The 22,410-nt window shown below is 38.0% G+C and carries 25 protein-coding genes; 20 read left to right on the top strand and 5 right to left on the bottom strand.

Annotated elements, in window-relative coordinates; translation table 11 throughout:
• Positions 1–118 precede the first annotated feature (118 nt).
• The 4 genes from tusA to F938_RS18625 all read left to right on the top strand — a co-directional run bounded on the left by tusA (position 119) and on the right by F938_RS18625 (position 5,709).
• Positions 119–376: a sulfurtransferase TusA gene (gene tusA, locus F938_RS18640; RefSeq protein WP_005034237.1), complete on the top strand. Its 258-nt coding sequence runs from the start codon at positions 119–121 to the stop codon at positions 374–376.
• 401 nt (positions 377–777) lie between these two features.
• Positions 778–3,597 (top strand): type VI secretion system Vgr family protein, encoded by a 2,820-nt coding sequence (locus F938_RS18635; RefSeq protein WP_005034236.1) that lies wholly within the window; start codon positions 778–780, stop codon positions 3,595–3,597.
• Positions 3,594–4,793: a DUF2515 family protein gene (locus tag F938_RS18630; RefSeq protein ID WP_005034235.1), complete on the top strand. Its 1,200-nt coding sequence runs from the start codon at positions 3,594–3,596 to the stop codon at positions 4,791–4,793. Before F938_RS18635 ends, F938_RS18630 begins: the two co-directional genes overlap by 4 nt.
• 13 nt (positions 4,794–4,806) lie before the next feature.
• On the top strand, positions 4,807–5,709 hold the full coding sequence (locus tag F938_RS18625) for a hypothetical protein (protein ID WP_005034234.1): 903 nt from the start codon (positions 4,807–4,809) through the stop codon (positions 5,707–5,709).
• Between the two features lie 110 nt (positions 5,710–5,819).
• Here the strand turns inward: F938_RS18625 and F938_RS18620 are convergent, their stop codons facing one another.
• Positions 5,820–7,532 carry an electron transfer flavoprotein-ubiquinone oxidoreductase gene (locus F938_RS18620; protein WP_005034233.1) on the bottom strand — a complete coding sequence of 571 codons (1,713 nt, stop codon included), beginning with the start codon at positions 7,530–7,532 and terminating at the stop codon, positions 5,820–5,822.
• Between the two features lie 203 nt (positions 7,533–7,735).
• Between F938_RS18620 and F938_RS18615 the strand changes: the two genes are divergently transcribed.
• The 5 genes from F938_RS18615 (at position 7,736) to F938_RS18595 (ending at position 12,196) form a co-directional block, all read left to right on the top strand.
• A complete protein-coding gene (locus F938_RS18615) occupies positions 7,736–8,347 on the top strand; it encodes a DUF1285 domain-containing protein (protein ID WP_005034231.1) in 612 nt (203 codons plus the stop codon).
• A gap of 47 nt (positions 8,348–8,394) precedes the next feature.
• A complete protein-coding gene (gene murI / locus F938_RS18610; protein WP_005034228.1) occupies positions 8,395–9,273 on the top strand; it encodes a glutamate racemase in 879 nt (292 codons plus the stop codon).
• 106 nt (positions 9,274–9,379) lie between these two features.
• Entirely contained in the window at positions 9,380–10,396 is a 1,017-nt protein-coding gene (locus F938_RS18605; RefSeq protein ID WP_004825284.1) for a DUF4062 domain-containing protein, read from the top strand.
• Positions 10,397–10,494: 98 nt separating this feature from the next.
• Positions 10,495–11,505: a ferrochelatase gene (hemH, locus tag F938_RS18600; protein ID WP_005034227.1), complete on the top strand. Its 1,011-nt coding sequence runs from the start codon at positions 10,495–10,497 to the stop codon at positions 11,503–11,505.
• A gap of 46 nt (positions 11,506–11,551) precedes the next feature.
• A complete protein-coding gene (locus tag F938_RS18595; protein WP_004825281.1) occupies positions 11,552–12,196 on the top strand; it encodes an MBL fold metallo-hydrolase in 645 nt (214 codons plus the stop codon).
• A 106-nt stretch (positions 12,197–12,302) separates the two neighbouring features.
• Here F938_RS18595 and F938_RS18590 read toward each other — a convergent pair whose 3' ends face one another.
• Positions 12,303–12,485, bottom strand: a complete 183-nt coding sequence (locus tag F938_RS18590) for a hypothetical protein (RefSeq protein ID WP_005034225.1) — start codon at positions 12,483–12,485, stop codon at positions 12,303–12,305.
• 414 nt (positions 12,486–12,899) lie between these two features.
• On the opposite strand from F938_RS18590, the gene pqqA reads away from it, so the two are divergent.
• From pqqA to F938_RS18565, 6 genes are all read left to right on the top strand, one after another.
• A complete protein-coding gene (gene pqqA, locus F938_RS23985) occupies positions 12,900–12,974 on the top strand; it encodes a pyrroloquinoline quinone precursor peptide PqqA (protein ID WP_009584944.1) in 75 nt (24 codons plus the stop codon).
• Positions 12,975–13,053: 79 nt separating this feature from the next.
• Positions 13,054–13,965 (top strand): pyrroloquinoline quinone biosynthesis protein PqqB, encoded by a 912-nt coding sequence (gene pqqB, locus F938_RS18585; protein WP_005034224.1) that lies wholly within the window; start codon positions 13,054–13,056, stop codon positions 13,963–13,965.
• An 11-nt stretch (positions 13,966–13,976) separates the two neighbouring features.
• Positions 13,977–14,735 (top strand): pyrroloquinoline-quinone synthase PqqC, encoded by a 759-nt coding sequence (gene pqqC, locus F938_RS18580; RefSeq protein ID WP_005034221.1) that lies wholly within the window; start codon positions 13,977–13,979, stop codon positions 14,733–14,735.
• Positions 14,732–15,016, top strand: coding sequence for a pyrroloquinoline quinone biosynthesis peptide chaperone PqqD (gene pqqD / locus F938_RS18575; protein WP_005034218.1), 285 nt, complete (start codon positions 14,732–14,734; stop codon positions 15,014–15,016). Before pqqC ends, pqqD begins: the two co-directional genes overlap by 4 nt.
• Positions 15,013–16,161, top strand: coding sequence for a pyrroloquinoline quinone biosynthesis protein PqqE (pqqE, locus tag F938_RS18570; protein ID WP_005034215.1), 1,149 nt, complete (start codon positions 15,013–15,015; stop codon positions 16,159–16,161). Before pqqD ends, pqqE begins: the two co-directional genes overlap by 4 nt.
• Positions 16,162–16,180: 19 nt before the next feature.
• Complete coding sequence (locus F938_RS18565) at positions 16,181–17,236, top strand: dipeptidase (protein WP_005034214.1); 1,056 nt, start codon at positions 16,181–16,183, stop codon at positions 17,234–17,236.
• A 4-nt stretch (positions 17,237–17,240) separates the two neighbouring features.
• Here the strand turns inward: F938_RS18565 and F938_RS18560 are convergent, their stop codons facing one another.
• Positions 17,241–17,432 (bottom strand): DNA gyrase inhibitor YacG, encoded by a 192-nt coding sequence (locus F938_RS18560; RefSeq protein ID WP_005034213.1) that lies wholly within the window; start codon positions 17,430–17,432, stop codon positions 17,241–17,243.
• A gap of 73 nt (positions 17,433–17,505) precedes the next feature.
• On the opposite strand from F938_RS18560, the gene F938_RS18555 reads away from it, so the two are divergent.
• From F938_RS18555 to F938_RS18545, 3 genes are all read left to right on the top strand, one after another.
• Positions 17,506–18,168 (top strand): class I SAM-dependent methyltransferase, encoded by a 663-nt coding sequence (locus F938_RS18555; RefSeq protein WP_171064878.1) that lies wholly within the window; start codon positions 17,506–17,508, stop codon positions 18,166–18,168.
• Positions 18,158–19,366, top strand: coding sequence for a TIGR03862 family flavoprotein (locus tag F938_RS18550; protein WP_005034212.1), 1,209 nt, complete (start codon positions 18,158–18,160; stop codon positions 19,364–19,366). Before F938_RS18555 ends, F938_RS18550 begins: the two co-directional genes overlap by 11 nt.
• Positions 19,367–19,453: 87 nt before the next feature.
• Entirely contained in the window at positions 19,454–19,864 is a 411-nt protein-coding gene (locus tag F938_RS18545) for a GFA family protein (protein WP_005034210.1), read from the top strand.
• Positions 19,865–19,958: 94 nt separating this feature from the next.
• On the opposite strand, the gene F938_RS18540 is transcribed toward F938_RS18545, so the two are convergent.
• A complete protein-coding gene (locus tag F938_RS18540; protein ID WP_005034208.1) occupies positions 19,959–20,291 on the bottom strand; it encodes a HopJ type III effector protein in 333 nt (110 codons plus the stop codon).
• Positions 20,292–20,437: 146 nt separating this feature from the next.
• On the opposite strand from F938_RS18540, the gene F938_RS18535 reads away from it, so the two are divergent.
• Together F938_RS18535 and crcB are read left to right on the top strand one after the other, a co-directional pair.
• Positions 20,438–21,277, top strand: a complete 840-nt coding sequence (locus F938_RS18535; RefSeq protein ID WP_005034206.1) for a DUF2071 domain-containing protein — start codon at positions 20,438–20,440, stop codon at positions 21,275–21,277.
• A gap of 118 nt (positions 21,278–21,395) precedes the next feature.
• On the top strand, positions 21,396–21,776 hold the full coding sequence (crcB, locus tag F938_RS18530; protein WP_005034204.1) for a fluoride efflux transporter CrcB: 381 nt from the start codon (positions 21,396–21,398) through the stop codon (positions 21,774–21,776).
• A 93-nt stretch (positions 21,777–21,869) separates the two neighbouring features.
• Here crcB and F938_RS18525 read toward each other — a convergent pair whose 3' ends face one another.
• On the bottom strand, positions 21,870–22,118 hold the full coding sequence (locus tag F938_RS18525) for a type B 50S ribosomal protein L31 (protein ID WP_005034202.1): 249 nt from the start codon (positions 22,116–22,118) through the stop codon (positions 21,870–21,872).
• Between the last annotated feature and the right edge of the window lie 292 nt (positions 22,119–22,410).

Here is a 22,410-nt window from a genome sequence, read left to right as displayed (position 1 = left end):
ATTAAATAAGGTAAATAGATGAATGCATGCGTCATTTTTACACAGATATAACAAGCCTTATTGATTATTTGAGTTTGTGTTAAAATCTTGGACTGATTTAGCTTTTTTGAGATGAGATATGTCTGAACCATTGCCTATAGCAAACATTCAATTAAATACACGTGGCTTGCGTTGTCCTGAGCCTGTAATGATGTTGCATCAAGCAATTCGGAAATCTAAATCTGGCGATGTTGTTGAAATCTTTGCAACAGACAATTCAACCTCTTGGGATATTCCTAAGTTTTGTATGCATTTGGGACATGAACTCGTTTTACAAGAAGAAATTTTGGATGATGCGGGCAATAAAGAATTTCATTATCTCGTCAAAAAAGGTTAATTCTTAAACAATAGCAAAATCATAGAACATTCGTTGAGGCAGATGCATAAACATAATTTTATTGTTTTTATCAAGTGCATCTGGCTAGCGATATTCAACAGCTCATCAATGTTTAAAAGCCAATTAACAAGTAAACATCTATATAAAGTTGAATACAAAAATGAGAGATAAAGCTTTTAAAAATAATCGATAATTGTGGTACAGATTTTGAATAAATTCTTTCTAAAATCAATTACAAATGAGAGTGTCTAGAAAGTTGGATAATCTTCGTACTTGGTTTTAGTTATTTTATATTTTTGATAAATATAAGAAAATATTAAATTTTACAAATTTTCAATGACAGTTTTTTGACTTTTGAGTATAATCTAAACACATTTGTTAATAATAATTAAATCATTCTAATGAATAGTTTAGTCAATAGTATTTATAAAGTATTGGATCAATTAGGATTAACCGCTCAAAAAAGAGCTTTGCATATTCAGTTTAGCAATCCTGATTTGACCGCCCAAGTGTTCTTGCAACGCATTGATGGACAACATGCCATCAATCAAGGCGTGTCTGCGGAACTGATCTGTCTTGCAACATCTGCAAATATTCCACTCAAACAATTTATCGGTTGCCAAGCTGCAATCGACCAAGTCACCGACCGAGGACAACTGTTCCGTACCACAGGCATCATTACCAAAGCTGCACAGGGACAAAGTGATGGTGCACTGACGGTCTATAAGCTCAAACTTGAAGATGCAACGTCACTGTGGCATAAACGCCGTAATAGCAGAGTGTTTCTGAATAAGTCGGTGATTCAAGTTATTGAAATACTTCATAAAGAGTGGCAGCAAAGAAGTCCGCTGTTTGCTGCTAGTTTGAGTTTAGATAAAACTGGTCTAAGCAAAGACTACGATGTTCGTCCATTAATTATACAGATGAACGAAAGCGACCACGATCTACTTACTCGTTTGATGAGAAGTGAAAATTTAAGCTGGTTGATTGATGAAGCAGAACTCAATGTTGCCAACATTTCAGCACCGATCCAAGCCCAAAAACTACGTTTAATTGATGACAACAGCCAATACACTGCGCTAGAACGCAGAAGCATCCGCTTTCACCGCAGCTCCGCGGTAGAACAACAAGACACGATTACATCATTTACAGGTATACGTTCACTCCAACCGACTTCAGTACATATTCACCGTTGGCAAGCCGATATTCTTGAAACCGAAGAAGGTGCTGGCAATGTACAAAGCAAACATCAGCACAGTGACCAGTACGACAATGCTAGTCTAGGCTTAGAACAAGTATGGCACTTTAGCCCTGCATGGATACCTGACTTGAATGGGGAAGATGGTGCAACGGCATCAGGCAACAGTCAGATCGAACGCTTTAACCAAAACCTTAGCAACTACTACGATGCCCAAGCCAAACAATTCACGGCAATATCGACGGTACGAGATGCACAGGTCGGCTATTACCTTGAGCTAAAAGGGCATCCTCAAATCGATCAAAAAGATTCTGCCGATCAGCAGTTTTTGATCATCTCCAAAAACTTTTATAACCAAAATAATTTACCCAAAGACCTCAACGAACAAATCAATCGTTTAGTTGAACACAGCCATTGGCAGCTCACCAGTATCCCCACAAACAACAGTGAAGAACGCCAAGCCAATCAGCTGATCTTACAACGCAGAAACATCAGTACGGCACCAGAATACAACCCACTCAAACACCGTCCAGTGGCGTATCCACAACGCGCCAAAGTGGTTGGTCCGAGTGGAGAAGAAATCCATGTAGATGAATGGGGACGCATCAAGGTTCGCTTCCTCTTTACCCGAAATGAAGACCACAGTCACGATGGTGGTGCAGGCTCGAATGACAATGATACCGACTCAGCTTGGGTTGATGTCTTGACCCCATGGGCAGGCGAAGGTTATGGAGCTCGCTTCCTACCAAGGATAGGAGAGATTGTTGTTATCGACTTCTTTGATGGCAACATTGACAGACCATTTGTGGTGGGTCGAATCCATGAAGCGCAACGCAGCCCGAGCAAGTTTGATGACCAAGGCAAGTTGCCCGATACCAAGAAGTTGGCAGGGATTAAAAGCAAGGAATATCAAGGCAGTGGCTATAACCAACTGAGATTTGATGATACCACCAACCAGATCAGCAGTCAGTTACACAGTAGTCATGGCGCAACTCAACTCAATCTTGGCAACCTCAGTCATCCAAAAGAGACAGATAGTAGTGAAGGGCGAGGAGAAGGCTTTGAGCTAAGAACGGATCAATGGGGTGCGGTACGTGCAGGTCAAGGCTTACTGCTGAGTACGCATGCACAAGATGGGGCATCAGGTAATCATCTAGATACAACCGAAGCCAAAAGTCAGCTAGAAAGTAGCCTGAACAATGCCAAAGCCTTAAGTGAAGTTGCCAAGAATCAACAGACTGATCCTTTAGAAAATCTAGATTATTTGAAATCATTTATTTCGGATTTGGAAAAAGATCAGTCTGATGAATCCAAGAATCAAGCCGATGCATTTAAACAAGCCTTGATGGTTTTAGCCTCGCCGAATTCAATTGGCTTGTCGAGCAATGAAGACATTCATGTCTCTGCGGATAAGCAAATTAGCCTTAGTGCAGGGGATAGCGTCAATCTGAGTACGCAAAAGAATTTCTTGGTGCATGCACAAAACAAGATCAGTATGTTTGCAGCACAAGAAGGTGCAAGGCTTTATGCAGCAAAAGGTAAAGTGGAGATTCAAGCCCAAGGGGATGGTGCAGATTTGATTGCCCGTAAAGGCATTCAGATTATTTCGACTGAAGATCGTATTGAGATTAAAGCCAGTAAGAAAATTGTGTTAATTGCTGATACTACTCAAATTGAGATTGGTGGTGCAGGTGTTTTGCCAACCACACCAGGTCTGTTTGAAGTTAAAGCTGGACAACATAAGTTTTTGGGACCACAAGAAATTGCTGTGGGTTTTGATAAGTTACCAATAAGTTCTATTTTTGATGATAAATTTCAATTATTAGATCCACTAGGAAAAAAACTTGCAGATTTAGATTACAAAATAACGAATACTACCTCTAATGAGCAATTTTTAGGGAAAAGTGATAAAAATGGTTTCACTAAAAGATTGGGTACAGTATCAAGTCAAAAATTAAAGATTGAATTTAATTACGAAGATTTAATAGTTAATGAAATAGAAGATAAAGAGGAACAAAAATGACGATATTGCAAGAAACAGATACAAATGAAATATGTAATAGTAATTGTATTACTAAAGTTGATTGTAAAAATATGTGGTCATTAGTTCAATACTCATCATATATGGCTTTAACAAGTTATAAAAGCTTAGAAGTTATAAAGAAAGTTGTTCATGGGGGAGAGGTTAAGAGAGAATTTTTATATAAAGGAAGTGATGATCAAAAAAGAGTAAAATTAATTTCTAGTCAATATGCGAAAATGTATTTAGAAAAAAATAAAATAGGTAATGTTAAGTATAAAGGGCGATTTTATTGGATGGCTTTAGGAGCGATTGCAGCAAAACAAGTTTATTGTGGAATTTTAGCATTAGATGATTTTGTTTCAAAAATTGGAGGTGGTGTTATTCTTGATGGAGCCAATAAAGTTTTAGATAAAATAGATATAAGTGATAGACGTTTTATAGCGACTGGTGGGATCACAAAATCAGATTTTGATTATATGAGATATTGTATGTTAAAGGGTAATCTTTGGCTTTATTTAGATATATATCCTTATCATGAGTATTATTGTAGATTTTCTAATACATTTAATGACTGTTTATCAAAAAGAGATGGTAACACTTATGATACTAAAGTAGCAAATGATATGCATAAAATTCCATATAATGAAGCATATAATAAATTAGAAAAATTTAAATACTCAGATAATATTTTGAATAATTTGAAAGAAGCTTTTCAATATGTAAAAATTTTTGAAACTGAAAAAATAATCCAAAAGAAACAAGATGCTCAGTTTAATAATTTAATGACAATTGCTGTTCATGAACAACATATTGTTTTAGAAAAAAGTTTTTATTCTCCGAATGGACAACCTGATCAGAGATTAAAAGATATCTTTGATAAACAGTCTAAGCTTGAAAGTAATCATCCATACTATACACAATTTGGAGCTTTAATTGCAGACGTTCAAAATAGGCAGGCAGTATTTACAAATTCATGTACATTGCCAATAGGATTAAATGGATTATCTGATAAAGATAAGTTTTTTGAAGATATGCTAAAAAACGAAAGGCTATATATAGTTAAAGAAAGAATGAAATTTATTACACGCATTGCTGAAGATTTTCATTATGTTATGAAAAAATATCCTGGTTATATGGAAAATTGTTTAGCCAGATTAGCTGAAGGTGATATAACTGAAAAATTGCCAATAATTTAAGTCGGGAATCATAATGAATTCAAATCAAATCATTCAAGTCTTGGTAATTGCACTAATATTCAGTTTGGCAGCATGTAATTCATCCTCAGAGACAATGAGTAAACAGGAAGAAAAGAAAATGAATGAATCTGATTATATTATTAGTTTTATTGTTGGAGATTCTAGAGAAAATTTAATTAGTAATAATGCTAAATTTTTTTCACAATATAGTTCAGGTGCAAGTGTAGGTTTTATAAGACCAAATTTAGATACTAACCAAGAAAGAAAGCTTAAGTTAAATTTAAAAGATGGATATGACCATACAGTTTTAGTTTTCAATCATTTAGAAAATTTAGTTTTTGTATCAGATGCTAACTATCCAAAGCAAGGAATTACTGATATAGGTTTTGATATGAGTAATATAGAGGCCAAAAAAATTAATGAAAAAAGTAGTTATCTTGCTTATGAGGGAATTGTAAAGCAATTGAATAAAAATGGTTGGAAAGTCTTTTACTTCGAGTCTGAGCCAAGAATATTTGGAAAGCAATCATTTGAAGCGAATAATAAAATACCTAACTATCTCGGGAGTTTGGATGGTTTTTATTTAGATAGTGAAGAAAAATGGGAGAAGTATTCGAGTGATTTAAAACGTCAACCTCTTCGATTTTATAAAAACAATGTCATCTTAACGATAAATTTTCGTGAATCTATTGATGATGTGAAAATTCATTTGGATTTCGTTACTTTCTTTTCTCATTATTTTTACCAATATGATGAGAAAATTAGAGATAAAGATTGGAACACATTACTGTCTAATGATTTAAATAAATGGAAGATTGAAAGAGATAGATCTGAGAATAAAATGCAAAAGCTTGGTTACAGCATCAACAAAGATTATCAAAATCCTAACGTTTTTAAATTTTTGAATGTTCATTAGTTATATTTCTTGTTTATATCATGCTTTTAATTAATTGATTCTTACGATACATTAAATGTTGATCTATAAATAATATGAAATAATAAACCCGCCGAAGCGGGTTTATTGATTTACATATTTGGATAGTTAGGACCACCACCACCCTCAGGTGTTACCCATGTGATGTTCTGAGAAGGGTCTTTAATATCACACGTCTTACAGTGAACGCAGTTTGCTGCATTAATCTGGAAGCGCTTAGAACCATCATCATTTTCCATGATTTCATAGACGCCAGCAGGGCAGTAACGCTGAGCAGGTTCATCCCATTTTGGTAAGTTGACATTCACAGGAATCGTTGGGTCAGTCAGTTTTAAATGTGCTGGCTGATTCTCTTCATGTACCGTGTTAGAAACGAATACAGAAGACAAACGGTCGAAAGTCAATTTACCATCTGGTTTTGGATAGTTCGGTTTAAAAGTAGATGCATCTACAGTTTTCAATGCGCTAAAGTCAGGCACAAGATCATGTAAAGTAAATGGAACTTTAAAGATATTTTGGTCGATAAAGTTAAATGCGCCACCCATCCATAAACCGAATTTATGCATTGCAGGACCAAAGTTGCGTGAACGATGCAACTCTTCTTTTAACCAACTGTTGTTGAATTTGTCTGTATATGCCGTCAACTCTTTCGCAAAGAAGTCTTCACCCTCAGTCACGCGAGCAATGGCTAAATCACCACCTTTTGCATGACCTGCTTGGATTGCTTCAAATACAGCCTCACCACACAACATACCTGATTTCATTGCGGTATGAGAGCCTTTGATTTTAGCAAAGTTTAAGAAACCCGCATCATCACCAATCAGGCATCCACCTGGGAAAGTCAATTTTGGCAGTGAGTTTAGACCACCTTTTACAACTGCACGTGCGCCATAAGAAATACGCTTACCACCTTCAAGATATTGCTTGATCAGTGGGTGTGTTTTCCAACGTTGCATTTCAGCAAATGGATACATATGTGGATTTTCATAAGATAAATCGACAATCATACCCAAAGTCACTTGGTTGTTTTCAGCGTGATATAACCACCAACCACCTGAAGAACCAGTTTCAGCAAGTGGCCAACCTGAACCATGCATCACCAAACCTGGTTTATGTTTTGCAGGGTCGATTTCCCAAAGCTCTTTAATCCCGATACCATAATGTTGCGGATCGGCATCTTGGTCTAAGTTGTATTTTGCAATTAAACGCTTACCGAGATGTCCACGGCAACCTTCTGCAAAAATCGTATATTTGGCATGAAGTTCATAACCAGGCGTGAAGTTATGCGTCGGTTCACCATCTTTACCAACGCCCATATCACCAGTTTGAATCCCTTTTACAGAACCATCTTCATGATAAAGAATTTCTGAAGCAGCAAAGCCTGGGAAAATAGAAACTTCTAATTCCTCAGCCTTTTGACCCAACCAACGAACAACATTACCCAATGAAATGACATAGTTGCCATCGTTGTGCATGGTTTTAGGAACCATCCAATGCGGTGCTTCTTGAGACTTTTCAGCAGACATGAGGAAATAAGTCTTGTCCTCAGTCACAGGCACATTTAAAGGTGCACCTTGTTCTTTCCAGTCAGGGAAAAGTTCATTGATTGCACGAGGTTCAAGTACAGCACCAGAAAGGATATGCGCACCAACTTCAGAGCCTTTTTCAACCACACAGACAGAAAGGTCTGAAAGGTTGTTTTCAATAGCCAATTGACGAATTTTAATCGCAGCAGAAAGACCCGCAGGACCTGCGCCTACGATCACTACGTCAAACTCCATCGATTCGCGTTCGATGTGTTCCATGTAGGACTCCTCATATTTCTAAGGGTGGCAACCGTGAGCATTTATTGGGAATTAATAAATCGGTGCTGCCATGAGTGTTCTAAAAATTCCGAGATACGAATTAACGCTCGTACCAATAATATATTTTGCGCTAGTATAGTTATAAACCTCAATCTAGCCAATTGGCTGAGTCGTATTATTTTTTAGTCAGCAAGGCATAAACCATGGTAAATCAAAATAATTCAACATCAGCGGCTCAAAATCAGCCTGATTCTGATAATAAAAACTTAATGTCTATTACACAATACTTAAAAGGTGTACAGGCGGGTCACAAAAGGTCAATACCCCCTTTAGAGCAATGGCAGCCAAAGCATTGTGGCAAAATGGATTTGAAGGTAAAAGCCAATGGAGAATGGTGGCACGAAGGTCAATTAATTAAGCGTCAAGCACTATTAGACCTGTTTACAAAAGTACTTTGGAAAGAACAAGGGAAATTCTACTTAAAAACACCTGTTGAGCAGATTGAAATCGAGGTTGAAGATGAGCCTTTATTGGTTAATCAGGTTGATCAAGTCGAGATCGACGGACAGACTTATTTACAAGTCACTACCACCAATCAAGACATCTGTTTGGTGGATAAAGAACATGCTATTTTTATGCGCGAATATCAAGGTGAGTTAAGACCATACGTGCATATCCGTTTTGGGATAAATGCGTTAATTCAACGCAATGCTTTTTTTCATTTAATTGAATATGGAAGCTTACTTGAAAATGAGCAAGGAGATACCATTTTGTCTTTACAAAGTGGTGATTTGCACTTGCAATTAGGCACTTGAGGTTTAAGCTAGTTAATTATTTTCAATACCTATCCATAGTGGATCAAATGAGCGCTATTCTTCCCCTGTATCCTTTAGAAAATCCTATGCCAAAAGCTTTGGCAAATGCACCTATTGGGATTTTTGATTCAGGAATTGGCGGGCTTTCAATTGCACAAGAAATTGCCCATTATTTGCCAAATGAACGTATTGTTTATTATGCAGATACCGCACATGTTCCATACGGTCCACGAACAGATCAGAATATTCGAGAATTAACAGCACAAGCGATTGAGTGGCTGTATCGCCAAGGCTGTAAGATTGCTGTTGTCGCTTGTAATACTGCATCTGCTTTTAGTCTGGATTATTTGCGTGAGCATTATGGTGAAAACTTTCCTATTGTCGGTTTGGTTCCTGCATTAAAACCTGCGGTTTTACAAAGCCAGTCTAAAGTGGTTTCAGTGTTGGCAACTCCTGCAACTTTTCGTGGGCAACTGATTAAAGATGTTATCCAACGCTTTGCAGAGCCTGCCCAAGTCGAAGTACTCACCATTACCAATTTAGACCTAGTTCCATTGGTCGAATCTGGACGCTATAACACGCTGGAGTGTAAACAAAGTTTGCAGAAGGTTTTGGATCCTGCTGTTGCAAAAGGTGCAGATTACTTGGTTCTGGGATGTACACATTACCCGTATTTAAAGCAAAGTATTCAAGAGCTTTATGGTGCTAAATTGAGCTTAATCGATTCAGGTCTGGCGGTTGCACGACAAACGGCGCGTATATTATTGAAAAATGAGTTAATATCGACTGATTCGCAAGAGAGTGGCGTGCGGTTGCGATGTTTTGTGAGCGGGCAAAATGCAAAAGAATTAGAAAGCGTCCTCAAGCATCTCATACAACCTGAAATTACATGGTCTATCGAAAATATTGTTGAAAAACTCGGCTAATTCTTTCAATATTGGAAAGATTTAATATTTTTAATAAGTGTAGGGCATATTCTACTTAAAGCTCAAGGATGGATTTAAGTTGAGTATGACAAGAATGGGTTAACCTATGCTCGATAAACGTTATCAAGTTTTTATTACAACATCTGGCAAAGAAATGCAGCCAGAACGTATGGTTGTGTCTCAAACATTGATTGGGATGGGGTTCTTTTCTTGGGGATTAGAACAGCGTACACCGTTAAGTACCGCTTTTGCACGTCGTCAGATTGATGATTGTGATTATGTGTTATTGCTGTTGGGGAGCCAATATGGTGAGCAGTCTGTTTCAGGGGTGAGTTATTTACATCTTGAATATATTTATGCAGTGACCAAACAAAAGCCAATTATTGTGTTTATGCATGAAAATCCAGATTCTCGTGAGCCACATTTAAAAGAAGAAAGCGCGATATTAAAAGGCAAATTCAATGAATTTCGTCATCAGCTACAAAAAGAAGTTGAGCAGGTTGTAACCTATCGCACCTTGCGAGATTTAGAGCTCGCTGTACGCTCTTACATGCCACAAATGCTTGAGCGTTATCCTGTTGTTGGTTGGGTAAGACCACAAAATATTCAGGTCTTGCAAGACGAAATTGATCGTTTAAAAGCAAAATTAGCACAGGTCTCAGTTGAACAAGGACGTAAAGAAGCAGATCCATTTTTAACCTTACCAAAAGTTTCACTGCATGAAGTATTTAACTTCGATTACCGTATGCATGCTTATCAAGATGGTAATTTTAGGGAGCTTTCTCCAGCACGTGAAATGACTTGGGCAGAGTTATTAAAAATATTGTCTGTTGAATTCAGGAAACCAACACCTGAGGATTTTTTCTCTAAAGTGCTGAATGACTATTTAAATAATACAGGTCTGACAGATGCACAAGTAGTCATGCCTCGTGCGCATGCTGTATCTAGAGCACAGATCAATATACGTTCTTTACATACGATTAAACAACAAGTTCGTCAAAATGAATGGATTGTCCCTGTTGGGCGTGATGATCGTCAGCGTATGTTATGGCAAATGACCGATAAATGTGTCAAATTGCTGGAAAATTCACAACGTATCAGTCATCGTTCCTCTATTTTTTAAGGGTATACAGTGTGAATATACAGATAAAAATTCTGTTTATAGATTGACTCTGTTAAGCTGATATTTAGAGATCATGGTATTGTGCAAACAGAGTAAAAATGTCTTTATCCAAACCTAAAGTCCTGATTATTATTGCCAATCTTGGCACACCAGACGCACCAACAGCTCCAGCGGTTCGGGCTTTTTTAAAGCAGTTTTTATCGGATCAGCGGGTTATTGAAATTCCCAAAATTTTGTGGGCAATTATTTTAAATGCTTTTGTTCTCCCGTTCCGACCTAAGCGTGTAGCGGAAGCCTATGCGCAGGTATGGTCGAATGACTCTCCAATGCGAGAAATTTTATTTAAACAGGTTCAACAACTTCAAAAGAAATTGAGCGTATTCAATACTGATTTTGATTTAACCATTGTTCCTGCAATGACCTATGGTCGACCAGGTATTGATCGTGTGTTAGATGAAGCTGAATCACAGCTTTATGATCACATTATTCTTTTTCCGCTATTTCCTCAGTACTCGGCAACATCCACCGCACCGTTATATGATGCAGTGGCAAAATGGCTGCTGAAACAACGAAATATTCCAGGTCTAAGCTTCATTCGTGATTATTATCAACACCCGTTATATATACAGGCTTTAGCCAATAGTGTCCGTGATTATCAACAACAGCACGGTCAAGCGGAAAAGTTATTAATGTCTTTTCATGGTATTCCGCAACCTTATGCAGATAAGGGTGATCCGTACGCAGATCGTTGTCGTGTGACTGCGCAAAAGGTTGCTCAGGCACTACAGTTGAGTGATGACCAATGGGCGATAAGTTTCCAGTCACGTTTTGGGAAACAGGAATGGGTCAAGCCTTATACGGATCAATTATTGCAATCATGGGCAGAACAAGGTGTAGCATCTGTGCAAATCCTGAGTCCTGCATTTTCAGCAGATTGTTTAGAAACTTTAGAAGAGTTGGCAATTCAGAATGCTGAATTATTTTTGAAAGCAGGGGGTAAAGATTATGCTTATATCCCTGCATTGAATGATCGAGACGACCATATTGATCTATTGGGACTGCTGTTACAGACTCAATTAGAGGCACTCAAGTCACAGTTACAGGCTTAGCGTTTTTTGCAATGTCAACAGACGCTATTCTTTTAGGAAAATTATTATGTTACAAGTCAAAATTGTACCCGTAACGGCGTTTGCTCAAAACTGTTCGATTGTTTGGGACTCGGAAACTAAAGAAGCGGTACTGATTGATGCAGGTGGTGAGCCTGAAAAATTAAAACAAGAAGTTGAAGCGCTTGGCTTAACGGTAAAAGCGTTATGGTTAACGCATGGGCATTTGGATCATGCAGGTGCTGTGGGTGCATTGGTTAAAGCATGGAATGTACCTGTGATTGGTCCACATAAAGAAGACCAATTTTGGTTAGATATGATTCAAGAAGTGTCTGCTCGTTATGGCTTTCCTATTCCCGAGCCAGTTAAAGTTGATCAATGGCTTGAAGGTGGTGAAACTTTGAAATTAGGGCAGGAGGAATTTGAAGTTCGTTTTGCGCCTGGACATACCCCTGGTCATGTCATCTTTTACAATGCTAAATATGCTGTGCTGTGGACGGGTGATGTATTGTTTAAAGGTTCAATTGGGCGCACAGACTTTCCAAAAGGCAATCATCAACAATTACTAGATTCTATTCAGCGTGAATGTTTTAGCTTACCTGATGAAACCCAATTTATTTCAGGGCATGGCCCTATGAGTACGATTGGGTTTGAGAAACAGCATAATCCATTCGTGGCAAGTAAAGCAGGGTAATTTTTTCGAAACTTGCCATCTAATAAAATACAGCTCAGTCAGTGTTGGATAATGCAATGAGTGAGCTAATGATCGTTCATTCTCAATTATTTATTCGATGGTAGTGTTAGCGTTTTATAAACGGATTGGTTGATCGATTTTGCGCCTCTAAAACAATCAAGAGAATTGAAGCTGCAAAGAGAATACCAATAATAATCAGTGATGCATCAAGTGCATAAATGCCTATCGTGGTAAAAAATACACATAAAATGGCTAAAATAGCAGTAAAAACTTTTAAACCTATATACATTTTGATACTCCAATTTAGTTTCAATGAAACTTTTTTTAATTTTTTATATGGAAAAGTGTGACATTTAGCACGCAATGATCATATAGCTAAGCGTGTGTTAAAAAATAGGCGTTTATTGTGAAATATATATGTCTATTGTGTTTAAATTATAAAAAAACTGTTTAATCAGAGTAAGAAAGTTACACTGAATTAAAATATGGAACAAAAATTGTCTTAATTTTGGATTTTGATCTACCTCGTCGGACATGGCGAATAATTTTTACTCATTTTTAACGATAACGACTATCGAACAAAATATTAACTAAACAGGGTCTACAAGGATAGTATTTTTATTTAGAATAAAATTTGAACACTGTTGTGGTACTGATTAGGTGTTAATTTTTTAAATAAGAATTGAATTTGGAGAAAAATTTTATGCAATGGATAAAACCAGCTTTTACTGACTTACGAATTGGTTTTGAAGTTACCATGTACTTCGAAGCCCGTTAATTATTTTTACTTTCAAACCCAAATAAGCCCTAGCCTTGATCTGGGGCTTAGATCTTTATCATCATCAGATCTTACTGCTATGTATATTTATGTATTGGGTTCAGCCGCAGGTGGTGGATTTCCACAATGGAATTGCAATTGTGTTAATTGTGATGGTATCCGTAAAGGCACGATCCAAGCCACAGCTCGAACACAGTCCTCGATTGCCATTTCTGAAAATGGCACGGACTGGATTTTGTTAAATGCTTCACCAGATATTCGCCAACAGTTATTTGATTTTAGGGCAGCTCAACCAGCGCGTAAATTACGTGATACTGGCATTACGAATGTCATTCTGATGGACAGTCAACTTGACCATACCTCAGGGCTTCTTATTTTACGTGAAGGATGTCCAATCTCTGTATGGTGTACTGAAATGGTCTACCAAGACCTCAGTATAGGTTTTCCCGTATTTAATATATTGAAGCACTGGAATGGTGGACTGCAATATCGCCAGATTGACCCAAATCATGCTTTTCGAATAGATGGTTTTAAGCATTTGGAATTCATTCCTCTGCTGATTCAAAGTGCGGCTCCGCCATATTCACCCCATCGCCATGATCCGCATGAGGGTGACAATATTGCTTTAATTATTAAAGACCAAAAAACACAAAAGCAGTTGTTTTATGCGCCTGGTCTTGGAAAAGTTGATGACATGATTATGGCGACGATGAGGAACTCAGATTGTGTGATGATTGATGGGACACTATGGACAGATGATGAGATGCAAAAATGTGGTGTAGGCGTAAAAACTGGAAGAGAAATGGGACATCTGTACATTAGTGGTGAAGGTGGATCATTGTCTTATTTGAATCAGCTCTCAGACGTAAAAAAAATACTGATTCATATTAATAATACCAATCCAATTTTAAATGAGAACTCTATCCAATTTGCTGAACTTCAAGCAAATGGGGTAGAGGTTGCTTACGACGGAATGCACATTGAACTTTAATAAGATGCCCTATGAATCAAATACCAAAAGCGTTGACACTAGAAGAATTTAAACAAGCGATTATAGACAAAGGACAGTATTACCATATTTATCATCCGTTTCATGTCATGATGTCGGAAGGAAAGGCAAGCCAACAGCAAATTCAGGCGTGGGTTGCAAATCGTTTCTATTATCAAATTAATATTCCACTTAAAGATGCTGCGATCATGGCAAATTGTCCAGATCAACGGGTACGTCAGGAGTGGATTCAACGAATGATTGATCAAGATGGTACGTATCCCGATGGTGGGGGGCGAGAGGCTTGGTTATGTTTGGCAGAAGCTGTAGGTCTTCGACGTGAACAGGTAATTTCTGAAGAGCTCGTCCTCCCAGGGGTACGTTTTGCTGTAGATGCTTATGTCAACTTTGCACGCAGAGCGTCATGGCGGGAAGCTGCAAGTAGTTCATTAACTGAATTATTTGCACCTAAAATCCACCAATCGCGGTTAGACTCATGGCCAAAACATTATCCCTGGATTGATGATCAGGGGTATCAATATTTTCGCTCTCGATTAAGTCAAGCTCGACGAGATGTTGAGCATGGTTTGACGATTACACTGGATTCCTTCACCAGTTATGAGCAACAGCAACGAATGTTAGAAATACTACAGTTTAAACTTGATGTTTTATGGAGCATTTTAGATGCTTTAACTTTGGCTTATATACATCATGAAGCGCCTTATCATACTGTGACTAAACAACGAGTTTGGCATAAAGGATTATTTAGATGAACAATAAAGCACTTGATCAAAATCTTATTCCTATTTGGCGACCTGGCTACCGTTTTCAGTTTGAACCTGCGCAAAATAGTTTTGTTATTTTATATCCTGAAGGCATGATCAAGTTAAATGAAAGCGCTGGTGCGATTGGGCAATGTATTGATGGGATAAATAGTATTTTAGATATTATTACTTATTTAAAACAACAATTTGGAGATATTGCTGAAATAGACAATGATGTTTTTGATTACATGTTAGTTGCTCAACAACAATATTGGATTGATTTTAAATGACAACCGATATTGGACTACCGTTATGGTTACTTGCAGAGTTAACCTATCGTTGTCCATTACAATGTCCATATTGTTCCAATCCTTTAGACTATACACAACATAAAAATGAGTTAACGACCCAACAGTGGTGTGATGTTTTTGATCAAGCTCGCCAGCTTGGTGCTGTGCAGTTAGGCTTTTCTGGTGGAGAGCCTTTGGTTCGTCAAGATTTAGATCAGTTAGTCGCACATGCACATCAACAAGGTTTTTATACCAATCTTATCACTTCGGGTATGGGGTTGACGGAACAAAGAGTAAGCTGTTTAAAACAAGCAGGTCTTGATCATATACAAGTGAGTTTTCAGGCAAGCGATCCGTTGGTAAATGATGCATTGGCGGGTTCGAAATATGCCTTTGAACAAAAATACAATATGTGCCGTATTATTAAAAAATATGAATATCCAATGGTGCTTAATTTTGTCATTCATCGACATAATATTGATCAGATTGAACAGATCATTGAGCTTTGTCTTGAATTGAATGCGGACACTGTCGAGTTAGCAATTTGTCAGTTTTATGGATGGGCTTTTTTAAATCGTCAGTATTTATTACCTACTCAAACCCAGTTAATACGTGCTGAGCGCATTACCAATGCTTATCGAGAAAAATTACGTCAGCAAAAGCGTCCTTGTAAGCTTATTTTTGTGGTACCTGACTATTATGAAGAGCGTCCAAAGGCATGTATGAATAGTTGGGGGAAAATATTCTTAACGATAGCGCCTGATGGCATGGCACTGCCATGTCATGCGGCTCGTCAATTACCGATGACTTTTCCGAATGTCCGTCAACAATCTTTAGCAAAAATTTGGTATGAATCTAAGGCTTTTAACCAATATCGTGGAGATGCTTGGATGCCTGAAGGTTGTCGTACATGTCCTGATAAAGACCGTGACTTTGGTGGCTGTCGCTGCCAAGCTTATATGTTAACGGGCAATGCATCTAATGCTGATCCAGTCTGTGCTAAATCGCCATATCATCATTTGATTGAACAAGCACGAGCAGAAACTGAACAAGATGTTTCCCTCAGTAATTTGATTTTTCGCAATAGTAAAAATTCTAAACGAATGAATAATCACATTTCTGTTTTAAACATATCAAATGGATAATTTTAGCGAGATGTGCAGTATGCGCCACGATGTAATTCCAATTTTCGATGGTCATAATGATGTTTTAACAAGGCTGTGGTTATCTGATGATCATGATCCTGTCGATGCTTTTATCCATCAAGGATTGCCTGGGCATCTTGATTTCAAACGCTGTCAGAAAGCAGGTTTTGCAGGTGGGTTTTTTGCTATTTTTCTACCGCCATTTGATTATGTAAAGCAACATCATCCGAATAAACTATTCGATCAAAGCATTGATGAGTTTACCCAACAACAGATTGAACAGATTTGTTTGCAGCAGCTTGATTTAGCTCAACAGTTGACTAGACGTTCGCACAATATTCAAATCTGTACATCTGTTGAAGACATTGAATTTTGTATCACTGAAAAAAAGTTGAGTATTGTCCTTCATATGGAGGGGGCAGAAGCTTTACAACAAGATCCTAAACTATTGGATGTCTTATATGATGCAGGGTTGCGTAGTATAGGACCACTATGGAATAGACCAAGTCAGTTTGGACATGGTTTAAATGCTAAATTTCCTCATTCTCCAAATACAGGTCCCGGTCTTACAGTTGAGGGTAAAGCTTTAATTGCACGTTGTGCGGATAAAAAGATGCTCGTTGATGTCTCACATATGAATGAGGGTGCTTTTTGGGATACAGCAGAGATTTTAGCGCAACCGATTGTTGCAACTCACTCCAATGCTTATGGATTGTGTCCACAAGCACGAAATTTAACGGATACTCAATTAAAGGCGATACGTGATAGTCAAGGTATGGTTGGAGTAAATTTTGATGTGGCATTTTTACGACCAGACGGACAGCGCAATGCCGATACGGCCATCAATATTATTTTAGATCATTTGGAATATATGATGCGCTACTTAGGTGAAGAACATGTCGGCTTTGGTTCTGATTTTGATGGTGCACTGATTAGTAATGAACTCAAAGATATTATGGGAGTTTCGAAACTCATCAGTGCAATGCGACAACGCAGTTATTCAGATCAATTGATTGAACAAATATGCTTTAAAAATTGGCTTAAGGTACTTAAACGAATTTGGGCAGCCACATGATTGATTAATCTTCATAATCATCTTCATGTCGTTTTTGATCCATTTGAGGCGCATCTTGAGTAGGAAGTTTATATTCATCATTCGCCCAGGCACCGAGGTCAATCAATTTGCATCGGTCAGAACAAAATGGGCGAAATTCATTTGCTTCCCATGTTGAAGGTTCACCACATCGTGGACAAGGAAATGTTTTAGCCATACAGAAACTCTCATTTAGAAAAGCAAAACCTGCAAAGAATTGTTAAACTTGCAGCGATTTTTCTTAGTTTGATCTGATTATGCCGATTCGTCAATTTCAAGCACAGCGTATGCATGCTCCCCGTGATTTTCAATGTATTGAAAATACTCCTATTTGTGTGGAAATTGGGGCAGGGAAAGGCAAACATGCATTGTTGTTTTCAGGACAACATCCAGACTTGAGCCTGATTGCAATCGAGCGCACACGTGAAAAATTTGTGGCGATGCAAAAACAGCATCAATTAGAAGGGCAAACCAATTTAACACCAATTCATGCCGATGCATTGCCATGGGTTGTACATGCATTGTACCCAGCACAGGTGCAACAGTTGTTTATTCTCTATCCAAATCCTGAACCGCATAATCCAGCACAACGCTGGTTAAATATGCCTTTTTTTGAGTTTTTGATTTCTAGGCTACAGCCAAATGGCAGCATTACATTGGCCAGTAATATTCCCGAATATATCGCGGAAGCAGAGCAACAGTTACAAGACGTTTGGAAACTTCCTTACGAGAAACAAATTATTGCATCAGATTCAGCACGAACACATTTTGAAATTAAATACTTAGAACGTGGTGAGTTGTGTCAGCAATTGATTATTCGTAAGCCTGAGCATTATTTAACTCGTTTTGATGATATGCAACCTCGTCATGGGCAGGCAGCCGAGACATCATCCGAGCAAGCACATGTCGATTAAGAGAGTTGCAATTGTTGGTGCAGGTCCTGCAGGTTTAATGGCGGCAGATGTTTTAAGCCAATATAAAAATTATGAGATTCATGTTTTTGAACAAAAGCCATCGGCAGCACGTAAGTTTTTGATGGCGGGAAAAACGGGACTGAATATCTCACATGCTGAAACCTTTGAGCAATTTATTCAACGTTATGATCAAGTGGAATGGTTGAGACCTTGGATTGAAAAGTGGGATGCTGCTTGGATTCAAAAGTGGATGCAAAGTTTAGGCATTGAATCTTATGTAGGCAGTTCTGGGCGGATTTTTCCTGTAGAAATGAAAGCTGCACCACTGTTAAGAGCATGGTTGAAGCATTTAGTTGAGCAACAGGTTAAGTTTCATTATCGTCATCAAGTTACTGACCTGAAACATCAGCAACTCAAGATGATTGATTTAAAAAGTAATCAAATCAATGAGCAGAAATTTGATGCGATTATTTTGGCATGTGGTGCTGTGTCATGGTCTCGTTTAGGCAGTGATGGCGCATGGCAAAAATGGTTGTCCTCATCTGAAATTGAAACTTTTCAACCCAGTAATGCGGGCGTAGTTTATCCATGGTCAGACTATATGCAGTCTGTTTTTGGTCAGCCTTTAAAGCGCGTAGATGCTTGGGTTGAGCCTTCGGTTAAAACTCAAGGTGATATCGTTATTACCCATTATGGCTTGGAAAGTGGGCTCATCTATAAGCAAGGACGCTCATTGCGTCAACTGATTCAACAAAGTCAACCACTCGTCATGTATCTGGATTTGTTACCCGATCAATCTATTCAGCAATTGGTACAAAAATTACAGCCATCTAAAAAGCAGTCGACTGCCAATATTTGGCGTAAAGCAGGCTTAGACACAGCAAAATCAAGTTTGCTACGTGAATTGGTTGATAAAGCGCTTTGGAATGATCCAGAACAGTTGGCGCAACAGATTAAACACCTCAAAATCGAATTACAGGGATTCCGCCCTATCGAAGAGGCGATTAGTTGTGCAGGTGGTGTCAAAGAACAAGCATTGACTCAGGATTTACAACTCAAATCTCATCTTTCGGTGTTTTGTTGTGGTGAAATGCTGGATTGGGATGCACCGACAGGTGGATATTTATTGACGGCTTGTTTTGCTACTGGTCGAGCGGCAGGTGAAGGCGTGCATCAATATCTTTCTGACCTGTTATAAAAAAGGATTTATTTCCGCTAAAAGTAGATATTTTGTGCTAACTTGATGGAGTAACTAATCATTTTGCACATGGTGAGATTTTCAAAAATGTCTGCTGAAAAATTATATACAGGAAGTTGTTTGTGTGGAGGGATTCATTATGAGGTTCATGGTGAAGTAGGTCCAGTCATCCAATGTCATTGTAAACGTTGCCGAAAAGCAAATGGTACGGCATTTGCGACCAATGCACCCATTCAAAAAGCAGACTTTAAAATCGTAAAGGGTGAGTCGTTGCTAAAACAGTTTGCATCAACCGAGACTACCACGCGATGTTTTTGTCAGGAGTGTGGCTCGCCGATTATCAGCATCAAAGCTGAAGCTCCAGAGACCTATCGTTTAAGAATTGGAACACTCGACACGGCATTGGAACATCAACCCACCATGCATATTTATGCAGCCTATAAAGCAGAGTGGGATCATATTTGTGATGGTTTGCCACAATATGATGAGCGACCATAAGCGCAGAATAAAGGGATCAATTTGATCCCTTTATTGTTTTAATTGCGATATGTAGCTTGAGCCAATTCATTGATGTTTACAATGATGATAGATATTATTTCGCAGTTAAAGCTACACCCTCAAATTGAATGCCATCCCAACCATTTTGCATAAATTGACGAATATTTTGATGATCTGACGCATCTGGAGTCGCCAAAACAGAAGCATAGTGTTCTGCGAACAAGTTCAAGGTTTGCTGTTGGTCGAGTTGATTTAGCTGAGCAAAAGAAAAAACTTTAGCACTGCCTTGGTTTTCTGTTGCTGCATTATGTTGTTGACCATTTTGAAATGCGGTTGGGGTATGTGTATAACGCGCTTCAATATGTTGAATAACATCGGCAAATTTTGCTTTGCCAGTTTGAAGTCGTTTCAATAAATCTTGAACCATGATTTGAGAATTCCATATTCAGTCGTGCACATAGCATAACCTATCGTTCATAGATCAGTAATGTTCTCATGTGTTTTGCCAGATAAATTATTTTTTAACGGTATTTGTTAGAATCAAATGCTTGAAGGGAACAGTCATCGTGTCTTATGAACCGACATCGTCTTAAAAAACAAACTGCAGGCGTTACTTTAAAACTCATTGCATTTTTTGCGCAATGCTCATTTTTACTTCGTTTACGCCGTATCTTGATGCGTTTTATTCCCTTTTTGCAGTTACAAAGTCAGGTAAAAAATATTGTTTATTTGTCGTGGTTGGTGGATATAGAAAAAGTCCGTTCACGCTATCCGAGTCATGTTCAATTGTGGGAAAAACAAGGTAAAACGATTTTTAGTATTTTGACTTACCAACACCAGCATTTTGGCTTTTCTTTTTTAGGTCGTTTACGTCAGCTCATGCCATCACCTCGACAAAGCAATTGGCGTTTTTATATTGCACCTGAGCAACAAGACAAAACGGTGATTTTTGAACAGGTCATGATTGATCAGAAACTGTATGTACTCAGTGGGCGTTTAACAAGTGATGCGATGCCTGCACAATATGCCTTGCAATTTGTCCATGAAAGACAAGATGATATTATTCAGACACAGATTGAGCTAGATGCACTTTATCGACTTTCCAGCGCAGTTAAGATCAAAACAGATCAGCAACTCCCTCAAGCTTGGCACCCTTTGTTTCCTTCATGGAAAGACGCTATTGCCTATCTTGTGGATCAAGATCATGCTTGGGTGGAATGGGTTGATCAGCCTGAACATTTGTCACAAGGTGATATTGAAATGCCTTTTGATTTTAATCAAATTCAAGCAGCACAGGTGCTAAATATTGATTGTCCATTACTACAACAGTGGGAAGTTCGGGAACAAGATGTCTTTGCATTTGTGGTTCCTGCATTGAACTTTTATGTAAAAAATGAGACACCACTCGATTAGATTGCTTACTATTGTTGTGTAAAATTGTGGATAACTATTGGGTTATACACAAACAAAGTGGCATTGCGTCGTTAGTGTTAAAAGAATTGATTTAAAGAAGATTGAAGGACGTTAGAACATGAATTGGCTATTGGTCGCATGTGGTGGAGCAATTGGTGCAAGCTTACGTTATGGGGCTGGTTTTTTGATTTCTAAACCTCTCAGCCTTTTTCCTTGGGCAACATGGTCAATTAATATTTTAGGGTGTTTTCTGGCAGGAATTTTCTTTGCTTTTACCCTGCGTTATCCAATTCTACAACAAGAAACACGCTTGTTTTTCATGGTGGGAATCCTCGGTGGATTTACGACTTTTTCCAGTTTTGGCTTAGAAACTTTTCAACTCATTCGCCAAGGACACTTTCCTATTGCGCTGGCCTATACAGTTTCAAGTGTTATTGTCGGTGTCGTCTTTTTAGCGATTGGTTTTTATATTGTGCAAATGATTTTATCAACAAAATAATATAAATCTCTGTTGCACTTCATCAGAGAATCTAAGAATAAAAAAAAGCCTAAGTTTAGAGAGGTAACTTAGGCTTGAACAACAGTTTTAAACTTAACGTTTAAAACGTGCAAAACGTTTATTAAAGTTGGCAATACGACCTTCATTGCTTGCTTGACGGATTTCACCCGTATAGAAAGGATGAGAAGCACTCGATATATCTAATGTTACATAAGGATATATTTTACCTTCATGTTCTTTGGTATTTGCAGTCTTGATCGTACTGCCAATTACGAAGAATGCATTTGCATTGGTGTCATGGAACAACACTTCACGATACTCTGGATGGATACCTGGACGCATGATTTGATCCTCTCATTATTTTGGCTTAATGAAATATTATAACATAACATATAATTTGTAAAGTCTATTTAAATTTGAGTTCAATCTGTCAGATAAAAATGATTTCATATTGCTGAAAATAAAAAAGAAACCTAAGCAGGAGGAGGGTGCTTAGGTTTCAAATATGGTTTTAATTTAAGATGATTGCCTTAAAATAAAATTAATCACTACCGTGAGAGATAATGATTATTCAATTCGAGTTTTAACGATACATCCCCTGATTCACTCACTGTATAAATGACCTTAGTTATCA

Source organism: Acinetobacter bereziniae LMG 1003 = CIP 70.12, assembly GCF_000368925.1.
Classification (GTDB): domain Bacteria; phylum Pseudomonadota; class Gammaproteobacteria; order Pseudomonadales; family Moraxellaceae; genus Acinetobacter; species Acinetobacter bereziniae.
The sequence above is the reverse complement of the archived record's forward strand: the minus strand, read 5'-3'. Positions and strand labels throughout refer to the sequence as shown.